Consider the following 15,958-nt stretch of genomic DNA (forward strand, 5'->3'; position numbering starts at 1 on the left):
CCGTGGTCTTGGAGCGAGCGCGGTTCAGCTACTCCACGACACGGAGCGCAGCTGTCGGCGTGACCGGACACCGAGCTTGACGAAGACCTTGCGCAGGTGCCATTCGACGGTGTGGGTGCTGATGAACAACTGTGCGCCGATCTCCTGATTGGTCAGTCCGTCACGGGCCAACTGGGCGATCTGCGCCTCCTGGGCGGTCAACACGTCGCCCGAGGCCATCGGCTGTTTGCGCACCTTCTCACCGGTGGCAGTCAGCTCACGCCGGGCCCGCTCGGCGAATCCTGCGGCGCCCATCCTGGTGAACATCTCGTAGGCGGTGTTGAGATGCTCTCGGGCACTGGTGCGTTGCTTCTGGCGACGTAACCATTCCCCGTAACGAAGATGGGTCCGCGCCAGCTGCACCCCGATCCGAGTGCGGCCGAGCCGCTCGACGGACTCTTTGAACAGCACGTCGGCCTCGGCGTCGTCGGCGACGACAGCCCGGACCGCGGCCAATACTCCCAGCCCCCAATCGGTTTCGCTGGACTCCGCACATCTCTCCAACCGTCGCACCGCGTCCTCGGCGACATCTCGCTCGCCGACCCGCATGGCGGCCTCGACCAGTTCGATCAAAGTCCAGCAGTAGAACCCGATGTCGTGGAACTCGCACGTGCGTTTGGCAGCTGTCAGGGCCTCCTCGTAGCGGCCCAAGCCGTTGTAGAGCACTGCGGCGGCATAGCCGGCCGCCCCGAGCAGTCGGCCCTCACCCTTGGCGGTCCCCTCTGCCATCCCCGCCTCGATGAGGTCGCCGGCCTCGGTGAGATCGCCGCGCCAGGCGGCCAATTCCACCTTGTGGTACTTCATCGGACGGTGGCCGATCGCCTCCGAGATAGAGTCGGCCTCCTCCATAAGCCTTGCAGCTGTGACGAATTCGCCTTTGTGCGTCTGGACACCGGCCTGGTAGGCGATCGCCGGCGGCAGGATGGCCAGCGCGCCGATGGCGCGGGCGTAGCCGATCATGTCGGTGGCCAGCCGGTCGACCAGGTCGTCGTCCCAGATCTCATGGGCAGCAGATTCGTGCACGATCGGGAAGGCCAATGCCAACCAGCGCAACGCCCGGCCGTCGTGGCGACGGGTGTGCTCACTCCACAGCTCCAGCGCGGTGCGCAGGGGCTCGACCGCCGCGGGCAGTCCATCGGTGATCAGGTTCGCCATGCCGATGAGGAGTAGATCGATGGGCCCAGTCGGCGCCTCGACCCTTTCGACTGCGGCGCGCGCCGCCTCGGCGGCCACCACGAGGGCTTCCGGTTGACTGCGCGAAGCAAACATCGCAGCGGCCAGCGCCTCCATGTAGGTCTCGCGGGCCAACTCGTCGTCGAGATTCTCCAACCGCTTGGCGGCGTCGAGCAGCAATCCGGCCGCATGCCGGACCGGTGGCGCACCCGGTAGTCCGCCCCGGCTGCGGGTGAATTCCATCTGCGCCCGCAGCCGGCCCACCTGTGCCCGCTGCAGCTCGGTCAACGGATTCAATTCAGCCAGGGAGAGCAGCTCATAGGCGGCTTCGGGGGCAGCAGCCTCACGTTTGGCCTCGGCGGCCGCGATCGCCCGGGAACTGCGCAGGGCCGGATCGGCGGACAGGATCGCCGCCCGCTCCAGGAAAGTCGCCGCGGCGGCGATCCCGCCTCGGCTCTGGGCTCGCCAAGCCGAGGCTTCCAGTTCGGCGGCCACCGCGTCGTCGGGACCGGCCGCGGCGTTGGCCGCATGCCAGGCCCGGCGATCCGGATCGAGTTCGGGATCGGTGGCAACGGCCAAGGCGCGGTGTACTTCCCGGCGGTCGGCTGCATCGGCGGCCCGGTAGGCGGCCGACCGGACCAGCGGGTGGTGAAAGCGCATGCGTGACCCGAACTCGATGACACCGGCGGCCTCGGCCGGCGCCAACGCATCCACGCTGATCCCCAAATGCCCTGTGGCACGTGAGAACAAGATCGGGTCGCCGAGCGGATCGGCTGCGGCGAGAAGCAACAACCGCCGAGTGTCGTCCGGCAGCGACTGGATGCGGCGGACGAACCCTTCTTCGACGTGGCCTACCGATAAGCGCGCCGAGCCGAGCCAGAAACCGCCGGCGAGCTCGGCGGCCGGCACGTTACGCGGAATCTCCAGCAGTGCCAACGGGTTGCCGCGAGTTTCCGCGATGACCCGGTCTCGGACCCGCTCGTCGAGCCGGCCGAGAAAGACCGAGTCCAACAGCTCTTTGGCGTCGGTGTCCGACAACCCCTCGACCCGCAGTTCGGGCAGGCCCGGCAGCACGTCGGGGGCGCCGGCGTGAGTGTCTCGGACGGCGAACACCATGACGACGGGCTCCGCAAGCAGTCGGCGCGCGACGAAACCCAGGGTCTGTACCGACACCTGATCTAGCCACTGCGCATCGTCGATCACACACAGCATCGGCTTCCGGTCAGCCGCGGCAGCCAACAGGCTGAGCACCGCCAGACCGACCAGAAAACGGTCAGGCACCGGGCCGACACCGCGACCGAAAGCCACCGAGAGCGCGTCGCGCTGCGGCTCGGGGAGCTTGTCGAGATGATCCAGCAGCGGTGCACACAGGTGGTGCAATCCGGCGAAGGCAAGTTCCATGTCGGATTCGACCCCGGCCACCTGGGTCACCCGGAACCCCGGCGCATGTTCGACGACGTAGTCCAGCAGGGCAGTCTTCCCGACACCCGCCTCGCCCCGCACCACCAGCACTGCGCTGCCGCCCGAGCGGCCACCCGAGACCAGGGTTCGAAGGGCCGCGCATTCGCTGACGCGTCCACGTAGAGACGGGACTGCGCCCATAATCGCCATCACACCACCGAGTCCGAATTTTGCCGAAACTTTATCAAGGCAGACCAGGTCGGGCCTCCCCGGCAGAGGTGCCTCTCGGGCCGGCTACCGAACTAGCCGAACCGCAATGTCGGGGCGGGCAGCGATTCGACTCCGTGGTGCGCGAATTGCGTCCAGCGAGTGCGCATCTCGGCGGACAGCTGGTTGTCGATCGCACGCTGCGGGCCGAGCATGGGGGCGTCCGCCCAGGTCTGCGGTGAGCCGAACAGGAACGGCAACTCCATGCAGTGGCAGGCACCCAGCGGCGCGCTGACCGGTGTCCAGTCGAAACGATAAGTACCGACCCGGCCGCCGTGGGATCGCCAGGCCTGCGCCAGACGCTCGGCGGGGCCGGAGAACGCCTGCTTCGTGACCGCCTTCGAGCCGGCCCGGACGGCGAGCCGGCCGAGGGCAGGCACCCGGTTGAGCCTGGCCACCCGCGGATCCATCGCGACGAACGGCGCCGCGTCGTCCTTGGTGTAGCCGATCAGCAGCTCGATGCGGCCCGCGGCGGCAGCGATGGCCGCTGGGACGTCTGCGGGTGCCGGCAGCGGCCCCCGGCCGAGCCGGGGCGCGAACGCCAGACCGCCCAGCAGGCCGAAGCCCTGCGCCGCGGCAACGGCGGCAGCTTCGGCGGCAAGCAGCTTGTCCACGCTGGTCTCGGCCGGGTCGGCCCCGGCAAGCGAGCCGGCCATCGCCGCGCCCATGGCATGCGCCATGTCGTCGCGCCCCTCGTCCAACTCCAGCGGGGCGCTCTGCAGGATCGCGCGGTGGAACAGCCCGGCCGCCTCCTCGCACAGCATGAGCGACATGACCGAATGTGCACCCGCGGACTGACCGAACGCGGTGACGTTGGCCGCGTCCCCGCCGAACGCCGCGATGTTGTCCTGGACCCAGCGCAGCGCCAGGATCTGGTCGCGCAGTCCGAGGTTGTCCGCGCCGACCCCGGGCGGCGCGAGATAGCCGAAGATGCCGAGCCGGTAGCTCACGTTGACCACCACCACGTTGCCCGCACGGACCAGGGCACCGGGGTCGTACTTCGCAGACTCACCGCTGCCCGCGACGTACGCGCCGCCGTGAAACCACACCATGACGGGTAACCGGTGCGCATCGGCCGGAGCCGTGACGGTCAGCACGAGACAGTTCTCGTTGGTCGACAAGCCCGCAAGTGCGTCGCCGGTCACCCAGCCCAGGCGCGACGGCCGCTGCGGGCAGGCCGGACCCCGTTCGGTCGCGTCACGAACCCCCGACCAGGCCGCGGGCGGTTCGGACACGGCGAACCGCTTCGCGGTGCCGTAGCGCACGCCTCTCGCGCGCACCAGTCCGTCTTCGCGTTCAACCTGGATGGTGCCGCCGGTGATTCTCCGCTCTGCCATTTCCTGAACGTTAGCGGGAACAGCTTCGAACACCGGATTGACGGACTCGACAATTGGGTATCGGTAGCAGGTGGGTCGAACTTCGCCCCTTGCGCAAGAAGCCTTGAACGTCGATGCACGTCTGACGGAGATCGAGCGTGAGCTCAACTTCCTACTCAACGCCACTCCGATCAACGGGGCCGAGGCGTGGCGGGATTTCGCGAGCTCGGGGTTCGAGTCATCACCCGTCCTGGAGTCGAGACCGCTGAACTTCGACCCGGATCTGGTCAAGCGCGACCTGTACGACGTCGAGATCGAACTGGTCGAGAACCCGGCGCTCAACTCACTCTTCCGTGGAAAGCGCGACGAGATCGCCCGGCAGATCACCTTGCTCGAGGACCGGGGCACGCCGCGGTTCAGATACGGCGCGCTGCAGCTCTACGGAGAACCGGGTGACGCGCTGTGCACGACGGCTCGCTCACTGCTCGAGCTCATCGATCCGCCACCGATCACGTCGACCAGCGTCACCGCCACGGATTTCGCGAAAGCGGCACGCGCGGAGCTGGAGTCGGCCTATCCACAGTTTCCCGTAGCGGTCGAAGTGCGGGACGACGTCGCCGATCTGATGGTGTCGTTCGGCCGGCTCTACATTCCGGCCACCGCCTCCTTCCGCGCGAACCGGGTACAGCCACTGATCCAGCACGAGGTCGGGACGCATGTGCTCACCTATCGCAACGGCGAGGCGCAGCCCTTGGGTCTTCTAGCCGTCGGGCTACCGCTGTACGAGGAGACGCAGGAAGGCCTGGCGGTGCTGGCCGAATACGTCGCCGGGGGACTCGACCCCCGCCGCATGCGCGTACTCGCTGCACGAGTCGAGGCGGCATCGATGATGTTGGCTCACGCAGATTTCGTCGAGATCTTCAGACACCTCACCGACGCTCACGCCTTCGCACCCCGCACGGCATGGTCGGTGACGAGCCGCGTGACATACGCCGGCGGATCGACGAAGGACATCATCTATCTCCGCGGGATCGAACGAGTCCTCGAATACTTCGCCCAGGGACGCAGCATCGATCCCCTACTCGCCGGCAAGCTCTCACTCGACCATGCGCCGCTGGTGGAGGAACTGATCCGGCAAGGGATTCTCGAACCCCCGCGGGCGCGCCCACGCTGGCTGTCTGCACCCAAGGCCGAAGCGCGCCTCGAACACATGCGTGGCGGAATGAGCGCCGCCGACCTACTCGAAATGGATGTGGCCGCATGAGGATTGCATTTCTGGTCAATCGCGCGGAGACCGAGGTCGACGAGTACACGACCACCCGCCTCGCGAAAGCGGCCGCCCTCATGGGCCACGAGGTCTGGTACGTCGGGCTGAGCGACGTCAGTATCGGCGAGCCCGACGGCGAGATCGGGGCGCACGCACGTCCCGGCATCGCCCGGGACAACGACACGCTGACCGCGTTCATCGATCGCATGAAGGAGAGTTCGGCCGAACACATCCGCATGGACGAACTCGACGCCGTGTTTCTGCGGAACGACTCGGTCGAGGATCGGCAGGATCGGCCGTGGGCCAGCAGCTTGGGTTCCATGTTCGGTCAGTTACTCGTGGCGCACGGCGTCACCGTGGTCAACAACCCAGCGGTGCTCATGCGCGCGGCGTTGAAGGCGTACCTCGACGAGTTTCCGGCGCAGATCCGGCCGCGCTCCCTGGTGACGCAGAACGTGGACGACGTCCGGAACTTCATCGCGTCCGAAGGCCGCTCCATCATCAAACCGCTGTGCGGCGCGCAGGGACGGAACGTGTTCATGATCGTCGGCGATGACGAGCCCAACTTGAACCAGATGATGGAGGCGGTGCTGGAAGACGGTTACATATACGCCCAGGGATACGTCGAGGGCGCCGAGGACGGCGACATGCGGATCTTCCTGCTGGACGGAGAGCTCATCGAGGTCGACGGACATCCCTCCGCTTTCCGGCGGGTGCCGGAGGGGAACGACCCGCGAGCCAACATCTGTAAAGGCGGCAGAGTTCAACCCGAAGAGGTCACCGAACAGCAGCACGCGGTGATCGAGGCGATGAAGGACAAACTCGCGCAAGATGGGATGTTCTTCGTCGGCATCGACATGGTCGGTGACAAGGTCATCGAGATCAACGCCGAGAGTCCGGGCGGCCTGCAGGCGATGGAGCATCTGTACGGAGTCGACATCTGCCCGGCCGTGATCGAAGCACTGGAGCGCAGGAGTAGTGCGTGAGTGGCGGGTTTACCGGGCGCCCGGTTCGGGCACGCCAACAGCATGTCTGTAACCGCATTTCAGGATCTGCCACTGGCTGACCGGGACCGGGAGTGGGACGGCGATGCTGCCGACAAACGGGTCCGCAAGTGGGCCGGTGCGGAGGACGAACCCAACGAGAAGTACCGCGACGCGCACGTCTGGTACGACAAGGACGCGAAGGACAACTTCACCGGCTACAAGCTGCTGATCGCCGACGTGGTCGGCGGCAAACTGGAGGTAGTACCTCGCGGGGTGATGGCTGCCGGCGGGATCATGGACGGCGCCCGCGGCGGCGTGGACCTACCGAAGGACGACATCGACCGGGTGAAAAGCCACCTCGCGAAGTACTACGAGAAGATGGGCGAGACAGCGCCCTGGGACCGCGATTAGCTAGATTGCGGGCGTGAGCCCAACCCCCGCCGGGCGGTTCGCGCCGAGCCCGTCGGCCGACCTGCACATCGGCAACCTGCGCACCGCGGTGCTGGCCTGGTTGTTCGCCCGGTCCACCGGGCGGCGGTTCCTGCTGCGCGTCGAGGATCTCGATGACCGCACTTTTCCCGAGATCGGACACCGTCAGGTGGCTGACCTGGCCGCGATCGGGCTGACCTGGGACGAGCCGGTGCAATGGCAGACGGGCCACCAGGAACGCTACGACGCGGTGGTCGGCGACCTGTTCGAGCGTGGGCTGCTGTACGAATGCTATTGCAGCCGAAGGGATATCGCCCAAGCCCCGCGAGCCCCGCACGCCCCTGAAGGCGCCTATCCGGGCACCTGCCGAGACCTGACCGACGCCGAACGCGCGCAGCGCCGCGCCGAGACCGGACGCCCACCTGCGCTGCGCCTGCGCACGGACACGTTCGTCGGCACCGTCACCGACCTGCTGCACGGCAGCTACACCGGCATCATCGACGACTTCGTGGTGCGACGCGGCGACGGAGTTCCCGCCTACAACCTGGCGGTCGTGGTCGACGACGCCGCCGGAGGCATCGACCAGGTGGTGCGCGGCGACGACCTGCTGAGTTCGTCTCCGCGGCAGGCCTACCTGGCGCGGCTACTGGGGTGCCCGGAGCCGGTCTACGCCCATGTCCCCCTGGTGCTCAACGAGGACGGCGCCCGGCTGGCGAAACGCGACGGAGCGGTCACACTGGCCGAGATCGGCGTCGAGCGGGCGCTGGAGCAGATCAGCGCGTCGCTGGGGTGGCCTGCGCTCGACGTGGTCGGCATGCTGGACCGGTTCGACCCGGCCGCTCTGCCGCGGCATCCGTGGATATATCAGCCGGGCTGAGCAGAAGCCTGCCGAACAGGGCGTGCCCCTGTTAGCGTCCGGCCGTGCGTTCCCGACGAATTCCGCTGCTGGGCCTCCTGCTGATCGTCACGGTGATGTTGGCCGCCTGTGGCGGGACGACCGGCAATACGGATGAACCGCTGAAATCGGCCGGTGTGCTGCGGGTCGGCACCGAAGGCGTGTACTCCCCGTTCAGCTACCACGACACCGCCACGAACCAACTCGTCGGCTACGACGTCGACGTCGCCCGCGCGGTCGGCGACAAGCTCGGCGTCAGAGTCGAATTCGTCGAAACACCATGGGATTCGATCTTCGCCGCGCTCGAAGCCAACCGGTTCGACGTGGTGGCCAACGAGGTCACCATCTCGCCCGAGCGGCAGGCCAAATACGACCTGTCCCAGCCGTACTCGATCGGCGAGGGCGTCATCGTCACCCGTGCCGACGACAACTCGATCAAGAGCCTTGCGGACCTGAAGGGCAAGGTCGCTGCCGAGAACGCCACCAGCAACTGGTCGGAGATCGCCCGCAAGGCCGGGGCCCGGGTGGAAGCGGTCGAAGGGTTCACCCAGGCCATCAAGCTGCTCAACCAGGGTCGGGTCGATGTCGTGGTCAACGACAGCATCGCGGTCTACGCGTATCTGGCCGAGACCAACGACAAGTCGGTGAAGATCGCGGGCAATGTCGGAGAGAAGAGCGAACAGGGCTTCGCCGCCCGCAAGGACAGCGGTTTGCTGCCCGAACTCAACACCGCACTCGACGAGTTACGGGCCGACGGCACGCTGGCCGCCATCTCGCAGAAATACCTCAAGGCCAACGCATCCGGGGCGCCTGCGGAAGGTGCCCCGGCTCCACGTTCCACCTGGCAGCTGATCGCCGACAACTTGTGGCCGCTGGCGAAAGCGGCTCTGACGATGACCATTCCGTTGACGATCATCAGCTTCATCATCGGTCTGGTGATCGCGTTGGCGGTGGCGCTGGCCCGGCTGTCGCCGAATGTGGTGCTGAGCAACATCGCCCGGTTCTACATCTCGATCATCCGCGGCACCCCGCTGCTGGTGCAGCTGTTCATCGTGTTCTTCGCGCTGCCCGAGTTCGGGGTGAAGATCGATCCGTTCCCCGCCGCGGTGATCGCCTTCAGCCTCAACGTCGGCGGCTATGCGGCCGAGATCATCCGCTCCGCGATCCAGAGCATCCCCAAGGGGCAATGGGAGGCCGCCGAGACGATCGGGCTGAACTACACCGGCACGCTGCGACGCATCATCCTGCCCCAGGCCGCCCGGGTGGCGGTCCCGCCGTTGTCCAACACCTTGATCTCGCTGGTCAAGGACACCTCATTGGCGTCGACGATTCTGGTCACCGAACTGCTGCGGCAGGCCCAGATCATCGCGGCGCCCACGTTCGAGTTCTTCGCCCTGTACGGCACAGCCGCGATCTACTACTGGGTGATCTGCCTGGTGCTGTCGTTCGGCCAGAGTCGTCTGGAACGCCGACTGGAAAGGCACGTTGCGCGATGACCACAGAACGCGAAGACCGGATCGTCGCGACCGATGTGCACAAGGCGTTCGGCGACTTCCAGGTACTCAAGGGTGTGTCGTTCACCGTGCCGCGCGGCACTGCGACCACCGTCATCGGTCCCTCGGGTTCCGGTAAGACCACGCTGTTGCGCACGCTGAACGCCCTCGATGTCGCGGACTCCGGGGTGATCCGGGTCGGCGACACCGAACTCGACTTCTCCAAGCCGGTACCCAAGGACCAGCTGCGCCGCTACCGGGCGCAGAGCGGCTTTGTGTTCCAGTCCCACAACCTGTTTCCGCACAAGAGCGTCCTCCAGAACGTCACCGAGGGCCCGTTGATCGTGCAGAAACGCCCGCGTGAGGAGGTGCTGGCCGAGGCCACCGAGCTGCTGGGCCAGGTGGGGCTGGCCGACCAGCGCGACAAGTACCCGTATCAGCTCTCGGGCGGCCAGCAGCAGCGCGTCGGCATAGCCCGGGCGCTGGCTTTGAAACCGAAGGTGGTGTTGTTCGACGAGCCGACCTCGGCACTGGACCCCGAACTTGTCGGCGAGGTGCTCGCGGTGATCCGGGACCTGGCCGTCGAAGGTTGGACGCTGGTGATCGTCACCCACGAAATCCAGTTCGCCCGGCAGGTTTCCGATCAGGTGCTGTTCACCGACCGCGGCGTGATTCTCGAGCAGGGGCCGCCGGCCGCGGTGATCGGCGACCCCAAGGAGGAGCGCACCCGCCAGTTCCTGCAGCGGATCCTCAACCCGCTGTAGTTGTCCCAGCACCTGCGATTCCGCTCGCGAGCAGACGCGGAGGTACCCATTTTCGCCCGCTCAGGGGTGCGTTCGCGTCTGCTCGGCAGAGATGGTGACGGCCCACCCGACAAGCGAACGGAGGTGGGTCAGCACTTCCTCGTCGGGATGCTGGCGCGGGTCCTCCAGATTCAGTCGGGCGAGTTCCTCCATGGCGGACAACAGGATTCGTACGGTTGTGCCGTCCGGGTCGATGTCCACGCCCGCGGCGACCGACAGTGGGCGGGCCGCGACCTTCCTGGCGTACCGGCGGCCCAGCTCGATGCGCTCGCGCACCTGCGGCGGTGCACCGTCCGGGGGCCGCAAGATGATGCGCCAGCTCGTCGGCGCCGCATGCAGGTAGGCCAGGATGCCTTTGCCGAGTTGCTCGGGATCGAGGTCGGGCCGGTCCACGGTGCTGATTCCCGCGAAAGCGATCGCCGACTCGCGGTCCAGCAGAGCGGTGATCAGACCTGCAAGGTCGGTGAACTGTTGATAGACAACGGTTCTGGTGACACCCGACCGGCCGGCAACCTGCTCGATGGTCAATGCGGGGTAACCGCCCTCGGCCACGATGTCACGCGCGACATCGAGCAGCTGCACCCTGCGTTCGGCACCGCTGAGCCGCCGCCGGGTCATTGTCGGAGTTCCAGTAGCAGGTCGACGGCCTTGGCGGCGCTCTGCACGGCGCTCTCCATGGTCGCCGACCAGTCCGTAGCAGTCCAGTCACCCGCCAGCACCAGTGAGGGCACCGAGGTCTTCTGCGGCGGCCGCAGCGCATCCGTGCCCACCACCTGGGAGAACGTGGCCTTGGGCATCTTGACCACCTGCGCCTGAACCACTTTCGCGCCGCCCGCCGCCGGGTAGTAACGACGCAGCAGCGCCATCTGCTCGTCGATGATCTCGTCGTTGCTCTTGTGGATCTGCTCGTAGGCACCGCTGGTGGTCAGGCAGTACAGCCAGGCTCGGTCGGTGTTGCGGCCGTGCATGATCTGGCGGTCGAAGACCTCGTCGATCACCCCGGTTCCGCCGATGAGTCCCTCGAACGCGGACTCGGTACCCAATGGCCGATCGAGGTAGAGGTTGGTGCTGACGATCGGTGTATAGCCCAGTTTGTCTGCCGCGGCATATATCTCGGGATGTTCGGGCAGATCGTCGAGCAGCCCGCCGATGTTCGAGTTCGGTACCGCGCAGACCACAGCGTCGGCGGGGATCTGGGTGCCGTCGGCGAGCAGCACCGCGGTGACGGCGCTGTTCTCGATCACGATCTTTCGGGCCACGGCGCGGTACCGCACATCGACACCACGCTCCTCGAACACTTTCAGCGCCCCGGAGATGTAGAGCGTGTCGAGATCCACTGTGGGGTAACCGATGGTGACGGGGGTGCGGTGTTTGACGCCAAGCCGGAAGCCGGTCGCCATCACGTTGGCGAACACCTTGGCCGATTCACGCGCCACCGGCTCGGCCGCGATCCCGAGAGCGAGCCAGTCCCACAAGGCTTCTCGCGCCGGGGCCGGCATGCCGACCCGCTCGAACCACTGCTCGGTACTCAGATCCGCCAGGTCGGCCGGTTGATGCAGGGCCTGCCAACCCAACCGCAGCGTCGCGCGGGCTGCCCGCAGGCGGTCGGCCCAGCTCGCGTCGGGGTGAACCCCGAAAAGGGTCCGGATCGCGCCTGCGCCCGTGGTCTGCATGGTGACCTTGCGCCCGTCGGGCCAACGCAGCGTGGACGATTTCGGGAAGTCGATGTGCTGCCGGGTGCCCACGCTCGTCAGATAGCGGTAGAGATGCTGATAGCCGCTGGCGATCACGTGCTGGCCGTTGTCCGGGATGTCGTCGACCGTCTCGGCCCGCATCGCATGGGTGCGCCCACCGAGTTGGCCTCGACGCTCCAGCAGGGTGACGTTCTTGCCCGCTTCGCTCAGCCACACCGCGGCGGCCAGCCCGGCCAGCCCTCCGCCGATCACCACGTAGCGTTCGCCCATGTCGCAGCCCCTTCGTCGACTAACTTGCAAATTGTAAGTTAGGGGCCAGGCCGCGTGGGTGCTATTGGACGGGCGAGCGTCCTTGCGCGGCACGATGCGCAGCGGCCAGCAGCGCGTCGCGGAACTGCGGGTGGGCGATCGCGGCCAACGCCTCGCCGCGCTCACGGACCGTCCGGCCCTCCAACTCGGCTGCGCCGTACTCGGTGACGATTACATCCACCTGATGCCGGGGCGTCGTGATCACGGCACCGGGGCCGAACCACGGCACGATCCGCGACTGCAGCACTCCGTCCTTCTCGAACGTCGAGGGCAGACAGATCAACGAGCGGTCCGACAGCTCAAGCCCGACTCCGGCCACGAAATCCTCGGCGCCGCCGATCCCGCTGAACTGATCGCCCGCGATGGTGTCAGCGACCACCTGGCCGTGGATGTCGACCCCGAGCGCGCCGTTGATCGTGATCATGTCGTTGTTCGCCGCGATCACCTCGGGCGCGTTGACGATCTCGACGGGGAGGAACGCGACATCGGAATTGCCGTCGAGCCAGGCGTAGAGCTCGGACGAGCCGAACGCGAACGTCGTCACGCTGACACCGTCATACAGTCCCTTGCCTGCGTTGGTGACCTTGCCGGCCCGGTGCAACTGCATGCAGCCGTCGGTGAACATCTCGCTGTGCAGCCCGTAGTCTCCCCCGTCTCCCTCGGCGAGCAGCGCGGCGATCTGGCTGGGAATGGAGCCGATGCCGGTCTGCAGGGTCGCGCCGGACGGGATGTAGGCGACCGCGTGCCTCGCGATCGCCCTGTCGACGTCGGAGGGCGACGCCGGGGAAAGCGCGAGCGGTGTGTCGGTCGAGTGCACGAGGACGTCGATCTCGTCGACGTGCAGCGCATGTCGATATCCGTCGAGCCCGAATGTCCGCGGATAGGCGTCGGACGCCTCGACGACGAGCAACCGCTGCGGATCGGCGCCGGCGCGGCGTAACTCACCCACCGTGGCACCGGCATGCAGCGACAGGGAGCACCAGCCATGCTCGTCGGGCGCGGCCGCCACGGTCGTCATCACGCGCGGTGCCTGACGCTCGAGCAGCGGAGCGAACCGACGGAAATCCGCGGGGGCGAATTCCACGTCGGCGCCCATGTCCCGCAACATCCGCTCGAAGGGACCGAAGAAGCCGGACAGGTAACGGACACCGGAGCGGTTGAACAGTTCGGTCCCGACTCCGAGCAGTGCGCCGTAGACACGCAGGTCGGTCCAATCCGTGCGCTCTCCGAGTGCACGGAGGAACGCGGGCGGCTGGCCGGGCCCCAGCGGGATCCCGAGCGTGTCGGCGGTCGCCAGACGCGTGGCGGCCTGTTCGGCGGTGAGCTCTTCCGGCATGGCGCCACTCTCCCACACCGCATGGTCCGATTTCCGCCAGCACGCTGACCTGGGCGCCCATAGCGTCAGCGGCATGACATCGCAGCCCCAGATGGCCCGAATCACCGTGTGGTTCATGGCGATTGCCGCCGCACTCGGTACTGCCGCGATCTATCCGCTCCAACCGGCGGTGTCCGATGTGGCCGACAGTCTTGACATCTCGGTTGCCCACGTCGGTGTCGCGCTGGCGTGCGGCCCGGTCGGCTACCTGTTGGGGCTCGCCCTGCTGGTACCGCTCGTCGACCGGTTTCCACCGAAGTACGTCCTCGCCGCACAGTTCGGCGCCTTGGCCGCAGCCTTGGCCGCCAACGCCGCCTGCGGCACGATGTGGTTGCTGGCGCTCACCATCATGCTGATCGGTGCCTGTTCCACGGTCGGTGCGCAGTTGAGTTCGATCACCGCGCGGTTCGTCCCGGAGGGGCGCCGGGCCACCGCGCTGGGCATTGTCACGGCGGGCATTTCGGCCGGGATCATCGGGGGCCGCATCGCCGGCGGCTGGCTGACCGACGTATCGGGATGGCGCGGCGCTCTGCTCGTGTTCGCCCTCGTATCGGCCGTCACCGCAGTTGTCGCCGCACGGACCTTGCCTGCCACCGCCGGTTCCACCGCGAGCGGCATCATGGAGACGCTTCGCGGCCTGCCCGGCCTCTACCTGCGATTCCCGACGTTGCGCATGGCCGCGGTACGCGGCGCGCTCTGGTTCTTCGCGTTCTGCGCGGTGTGGGCCGGGCTCGCTGTTGCGCTGGCACAACCGCCGTATTCGTACACAGCCGAACGGATCGGCCTGTACGCGCTCGCCGGCCTCCTGGGCATCCTCGCAACGCGCATCGCCGGCACGTGGACCGATCGAGTGGGCCCGCGTCGAGTGATGTTGGTCGGCCTGGTCGTCGCGGCCCTCGGCGCGATCAGCCTCGCTGTGTGCCTGTCGAACACGGCGGCCACGCTCATCGGTCTGGCCGTGTTCGACGCCGGGCTCTTCGCGGCTCAAGTTGCCAATCAGAGCAGGGTTTTGGCGATCGACGCCGCCGCACCCGCGCGCTTCAACAGCGCCTACATGGTGGTGTACTTCGTGGGCGGCAGCCTGGGCACCGCCTTCGGCGCGGCCGCGGTCGGGTGGATGGGATGGCCTGCGACCGCAGCCGTAACTGCCGGGGCAATCGTTGTCGCGCTATTGCTCGGCGCCACCGACCGTCACGCCAGAGTGGCTCCCGTCGCCGAATGCCACGCCAGCGTGACAAAGTGCGGGCGGGTCAGTTGACGGGCACCCCGTAGTACCGCCCCAACACATGCGACCGGAGCTCATCGAATTCGCCGGCCAGGATCGATGCCCGGATCTGATCGACCAGACGGATCACGAACCGCTCGTTGTGGATCGTGCACAGCGTCGCCGACAGCATCTCCTTGGCCTTGAACAGGTGCCGGATGTAGGCGCGGGAGTAATTGGCGCAGGTGTAGCAATCGCATTCGGCATCGATCGGGGTGAAATCCCGCTTGTACCGCGCCCCGGTGATGTTGAAGCGGCCGGTCGCCGAGTACACCGCCGCATTGCGCGCCACCCGTGACGGCGACACACAGTCGAAGGTGTCCGCTCCGGCGGCCACGGCGTCGAACAGGTCATCGGGCTCACTGATGCCAAGCAAGTGCCGGGGCTTGTCCGCGGGCAGTTCACTGCTGACCCAGCCGACGATGGTGGCCAGATTCTGCTTCTCGAGCGCGCCGCCGATGCCGTAGCCGTCGAAGCTCAGTCCCTCGGCGGGCCCGGCCTCCTGCCCGATCGAGGCCAGCCCGCTCGCGGCCTGCCGGCGCAGATCCTCGTACTGCGCGCCCTGCACCACCCCGAACAACGCCTGCCGCGGCCGCTCCGGTGACAACGCCTGCAGCCGATGATGCTCGGCCAGGCACCGCACCGCCCACTCATGGGTGCGCTGCACCGAGCTTTCCTGGTAGGCGCGGGTGTTGACGAGCGTGGTGAGCTCGTCGAACGCGAAGATGATGTCGGCGCCGAGCTTGTTCTGGATGCCGATCGAGATTTCCGGGGTGAACCGGTGCTTCGAACCGTCCAGATGCGAGCGGAACGTGACCCCGTCGTCGTCGACGTGAGCCAACCGTTCTTTGCCCTTGGCGATGATGTCGTCAGCCTGCAGCCGCTCGGTATCCATCGCCAGGACCTTCTTGAACCCGACACCCAGCGACATCACCTGGAACCCGCCGCTGTCGGTGAAGGTCGGTCCGGGCCAGTTCATGAACGCCCCGAGCCCGCCGGCCTCGGCCACGACATCCGGGCCCGGTTGCAGGTAGAGGTGGTAGGCGTTGGCCAGGATCGCTTGGGCACCAAGCTGTTTCATGGTCTCGGGCAGCACCGATTTGACGGTGGCCGCGGTGCCGACCGCGATGAACGCCGGAGTCTGGATATCGCCGTGCGGCGTGTGGATGGTCCCGACCCGACCGAGTCGGCCGGGCAACTCGGCCTCCACGGTGAAATACGGCTGGTCCACACCTGGTATTCAACCG

At 67.2% G+C, this 15,958-nt stretch carries 13 protein-coding genes; 7 read left to right on the forward strand and 6 right to left on the reverse strand.

From position 1 onward, the window contains the following. Positions 1 to 24: 24 nt before the first annotated feature. Both A5779_RS22495 and A5779_RS22500 read right to left on the reverse strand, forming a co-directional pair. Positions 25 to 2,823 (reverse strand): helix-turn-helix transcriptional regulator, encoded by a 2,799-nt coding sequence (locus tag A5779_RS22495; RefSeq protein ID WP_064885775.1) that lies wholly within the window; start codon positions 2,821 to 2,823, stop codon positions 25 to 27. Between the two features lie 92 nt (positions 2,824 to 2,915). Beyond that, positions 2,916 to 4,217, reverse strand: coding sequence for a carboxylesterase family protein (locus tag A5779_RS22500; protein ID WP_064885778.1), 1,302 nt, complete (start codon positions 4,215 to 4,217; stop codon positions 2,916 to 2,918). A gap of 103 nt (positions 4,218 to 4,320) precedes the next feature. Here A5779_RS22500 and A5779_RS22505 point away from each other — a divergent pair, with 103 nt between their 5' ends. The 6 genes from A5779_RS22505 (at position 4,321) to A5779_RS22530 (ending at position 10,030) form a co-directional block, all read left to right on the forward strand. Beyond that, a complete protein-coding gene (locus A5779_RS22505; protein ID WP_207549105.1) occupies positions 4,321 to 5,460 on the forward strand; it encodes a peptidase MATCAP family protein in 1,140 nt (379 codons plus the stop codon). Next, positions 5,457 to 6,449, forward strand: coding sequence for an ATP-grasp domain-containing protein (locus A5779_RS22510; RefSeq protein WP_064885782.1), 993 nt, complete (start codon positions 5,457 to 5,459; stop codon positions 6,447 to 6,449). The genes A5779_RS22505 and A5779_RS22510 overlap by 4 nt, the downstream gene beginning before the upstream one ends. Before the next feature lie 42 nt (positions 6,450 to 6,491). Then, positions 6,492 to 6,860 carry a hypothetical protein gene (locus A5779_RS22515; RefSeq protein WP_064885890.1) on the forward strand — a complete coding sequence of 123 codons (369 nt, stop codon included), beginning with the start codon at positions 6,492 to 6,494 and terminating at the stop codon, positions 6,858 to 6,860. Positions 6,861 to 6,873: 13 nt separating this feature from the next. Continuing rightward, positions 6,874 to 7,755, forward strand: coding sequence for a tRNA glutamyl-Q(34) synthetase GluQRS (gene gluQRS / locus A5779_RS22520; RefSeq protein ID WP_064885785.1), 882 nt, complete (start codon positions 6,874 to 6,876; stop codon positions 7,753 to 7,755). 95 nt (positions 7,756 to 7,850) lie between these two features. After that, positions 7,851 to 9,269, forward strand: coding sequence for an ABC transporter permease subunit (locus A5779_RS33135; RefSeq protein ID WP_110777627.1), 1,419 nt, complete (start codon positions 7,851 to 7,853; stop codon positions 9,267 to 9,269). After that, positions 9,266 to 10,030 (forward strand): amino acid ABC transporter ATP-binding protein, encoded by a 765-nt coding sequence (locus A5779_RS22530; protein WP_064885787.1) that lies wholly within the window; start codon positions 9,266 to 9,268, stop codon positions 10,028 to 10,030. Before A5779_RS33135 ends, A5779_RS22530 begins: the two co-directional genes overlap by 4 nt. Positions 10,031 to 10,090: 60 nt before the next feature. Here A5779_RS22530 and A5779_RS22535 read toward each other — a convergent pair whose 3' ends face one another. From A5779_RS22535 to A5779_RS22545, 3 genes are all read right to left on the reverse strand, one after another. Next, on the reverse strand, positions 10,091 to 10,687 hold the full coding sequence (locus A5779_RS22535; RefSeq protein ID WP_064885789.1) for a TetR/AcrR family transcriptional regulator: 597 nt from the start codon (positions 10,685 to 10,687) through the stop codon (positions 10,091 to 10,093). Continuing rightward, entirely contained in the window at positions 10,684 to 12,033 is a 1,350-nt protein-coding gene (hpnE, locus tag A5779_RS22540) for a hydroxysqualene dehydroxylase HpnE (RefSeq protein WP_064885792.1), read from the reverse strand. The genes A5779_RS22535 and hpnE overlap by 4 nt, the downstream gene beginning before the upstream one ends. A gap of 61 nt (positions 12,034 to 12,094) precedes the next feature. Beyond that, the gene (locus A5779_RS22545) at positions 12,095 to 13,408 is read right to left on the reverse strand and encodes an acetyl-CoA hydrolase/transferase family protein (RefSeq protein ID WP_064885794.1); all 1,314 of its coding nucleotides are present in this window, start codon (positions 13,406 to 13,408) and stop codon (positions 12,095 to 12,097) included. Positions 13,409 to 13,481: 73 nt separating this feature from the next. Between A5779_RS22545 and A5779_RS22550 the strand changes: the two genes are divergently transcribed. After that, the gene (locus A5779_RS22550) at positions 13,482 to 14,705 is read left to right on the forward strand and encodes an MFS transporter (protein ID WP_110777630.1); all 1,224 of its coding nucleotides are present in this window, start codon (positions 13,482 to 13,484) and stop codon (positions 14,703 to 14,705) included. On the opposite strand, the gene tgt is transcribed toward A5779_RS22550, so the two are convergent. Then, a complete protein-coding gene (gene tgt, locus A5779_RS22555; RefSeq protein WP_064885796.1) occupies positions 14,698 to 15,942 on the reverse strand; it encodes a tRNA guanosine(34) transglycosylase Tgt in 1,245 nt (414 codons plus the stop codon). The genes A5779_RS22550 and tgt overlap by 8 nt on opposite strands. Between the last annotated feature and the right edge of the window lie 16 nt (positions 15,943 to 15,958).

The organism is Mycolicibacterium peregrinum, from assembly GCF_001665625.1.
GTDB lineage: Bacteria > Actinomycetota > Actinomycetes > Mycobacteriales > Mycobacteriaceae > Mycobacterium > Mycobacterium peregrinum_B.

Bases quoted from the DNA above. Each gene is read 5' to 3' on its own strand.
- A5779_RS22495 (WP_064885775.1), bottom strand. From the start codon at position 2,823: ATGGCGATTATGGGCGCAGTCCCGTCTCTACGTGGACGCGTCAGCGAA.
- A5779_RS22530 (WP_064885787.1), top strand. From the start codon at position 9,266: ATGACCACAGAACGCGAAGACCGGATCGTCGCGACCGATGTGCACAAG.
- A5779_RS22545 (WP_064885794.1), bottom strand. From the start codon at position 13,408: ATGCCGGAAGAGCTCACCGCCGAACAGGCCGCCACGCGTCTGGCGACC.
- A5779_RS33135 (WP_110777627.1), top strand. From the start codon at position 7,851: ATGTTGGCCGCCTGTGGCGGGACGACCGGCAATACGGATGAACCGCTG.
- A5779_RS22535 (WP_064885789.1), bottom strand. From the start codon at position 10,687: ATGACCCGGCGGCGGCTCAGCGGTGCCGAACGCAGGGTGCAGCTGCTC.
- A5779_RS22515 (WP_064885890.1), top strand. From the start codon at position 6,492: ATGTCTGTAACCGCATTTCAGGATCTGCCACTGGCTGACCGGGACCGG.
- A5779_RS22550 (WP_110777630.1), top strand. From the start codon at position 13,482: ATGACATCGCAGCCCCAGATGGCCCGAATCACCGTGTGGTTCATGGCG.
- A5779_RS22500 (WP_064885778.1), bottom strand. From the start codon at position 4,217: ATGGCAGAGCGGAGAATCACCGGCGGCACCATCCAGGTTGAACGCGAA.
- A5779_RS22510 (WP_064885782.1), top strand. From the start codon at position 5,457: ATGAGGATTGCATTTCTGGTCAATCGCGCGGAGACCGAGGTCGACGAG.
- hpnE (WP_064885792.1), bottom strand. From the start codon at position 12,033: ATGGGCGAACGCTACGTGGTGATCGGCGGAGGGCTGGCCGGGCTGGCC.